Annotated in this window: 2 protein-coding genes and 1 pseudogene; all 3 read left to right on the forward strand. The window is 76.5% G+C overall.

Features of this window, described 5'->3' with window-relative positions:
* Positions 1–261 (forward strand): annotated as a pseudogene (locus tag CTKZ_RS21490) (hypothetical protein); the annotation flags it as partial.
* Complete coding sequence (locus CTKZ_RS08825; protein WP_160142859.1) at positions 258–716, forward strand: pilus assembly protein TadG-related protein; 459 nt, start codon at positions 258–260, stop codon at positions 714–716. The pseudogene CTKZ_RS21490 and the gene CTKZ_RS08825, both read left to right, overlap by 4 nt.
* The coding region (locus CTKZ_RS21495) for a LysM peptidoglycan-binding domain-containing protein (protein ID WP_371852352.1) at positions 713–1,744 on the forward strand (1,032 nt) is incomplete at its 3' end. The genes CTKZ_RS08825 and CTKZ_RS21495, both read left to right, overlap by 4 nt.

Raw genomic sequence — 1,744 nt, forward strand, 5'->3', positions numbered from 1 at the left:
GTGCGCGCCGCGACGCTCGAGCGCGACGGCGCGAGCGCGCTCGCCGCCGCGCGGGCGACGGCGGCCGCGGGCACCCCGGCGTCGCTCACGTGCGACCCCGTCGACCTCGGCGGCACGTTCGCGGCCGGCGAGGTGGTCCGCGTCGACGTCGCCTGCACGGTGTCCTGGTCGGACCTCGGCGTGCTGGGGCTCCCCGGGACGGTCGAGGTCGAGGCGTCGTCGGCGGCACCCCTGGACCGGTACCGCAGGACGGGGGCGTGACCGTGCGCGACCGCCATCCGCTGCGCCTCCGGTCCGACGAGGGGTCCGCGTCCGTCTTCGTGATCGGGATCGTGCTCGTCCTGTTCGCCGTCGTCGGCCTCGTCGCGGACGGCGGCCGGGCGGTCAACGCGCGCGTCGCGATCGTCGACGACGCCGAGCAGGCGGCACGCGCCGCGGCCAACCAGCTCGACGTCGCCCACCTGCGCGCGACGGGCGAGGCGCGGATCGACCCCGGCGCCGCCCGCGACGCGGCCGTCGACTTCCTGTCCGTGCGCGGGTACGCACCCGGGCGCATGACGGTGACCGCCGCCGACGACCAGGTCACCGTCGAGGTCGAGGACGTCGTGCCCACGGTCCTGCTGCAGCTGGCGGGCGTCGACACGTTCACCGTCGAGGGCAGCGCGACCGCGCGCGCGGCGGTCGGGATCGTCACCGAGATCGGGGGAGCACCGTGAACGAGGCCGAGCTGCGGTCGGACCGCGAGACCGGGCCGGGCAGGTTCCTGCAGGAGGACGTCGTGCAGCGGCCACGCCGCGTCGCGTCGTCGGTCCTGTCCGCCGCCCTGCTGCTCCTGCTCGTGGTCGGGGTGCCCGCCGGGCTGCTCGCGCTCGACGCCGCCCCGGCGATCCCGCGCTCGCTGCCGTCGCTGGACGCGCTCACCGGCACGATCGGCGTCGAGCAGCTGCTCGCGGTGCTCGTGTGGATCGTCTGGCTCGCCTGGCTCCAGTTCACGATCTGCACCGTGGTCGAGCTGCGGTCCGCGCTCTCGGGCGTCGGGCTGCCCGCACGCGTCCCGCTCGCCGGGCCGAGCCAGCGGCTGGCCCGCACGCTCGTCGTGTCGGTGCTGCTCCTCGCGAGCGCAGCCGGTCAGGCGTCCGCCGCGGTGGCGCCGTCGGCACCCGTGCACAGCGAGGTCGGTGTCGCGATCTCCGCGCCCGCCGTCGCGGGCGAGGTGGCGGCGACCGTGGCGGCACCCGCCGAGGCGCAGGCCGCGCAGGGTGAGACGACGTACTGGCTCGGCGACGTCCAGCTCAGTCCCGAGGAGGGCGCCGAGCTCCTCGGCAAGCGCGTGTACGTCGTCAAGGTGCCCGACGGGCGCTACCACGACAACCTCTGGGACATCGCCGAGCGGACGCTGGGCGACGGCCGCCGGTACAGCGAGGTGTTCGAGCTCAACAAGGGGCGCGACCAGCCCGACGGGCACGAGCTCACGCTCGAGCGGCTCATCTACCCGAACTGGCTGCTGGTGATGCCCGAGGACGCGGCCGGTGTCGAGCGCGTCACCGCCGTCGTCACACCGGTCGCGCCCGCACCGGAGTCGCCCGCTCCCGTGGCGCCGGTCCCCGAGCAGGCACCCGCGGCCGACGCCGCCCAGGCCGCGCCCGCCGCGGACGCCGTGCACGAGTCCCCGGCGAGCACCGCGCTGCTCGTGGGCGGCGGTCTGCTCGCCGTCGGGCTGCTCGCGGCGCTCGACCGCCTGCGC

Origin of the sequence: Cellulomonas algicola, from assembly GCF_003851725.1 — a bacterium.
Classification (GTDB): Bacteria; Actinomycetota; Actinomycetes; order Actinomycetales; family Cellulomonadaceae; genus Cellulomonas; species Cellulomonas algicola.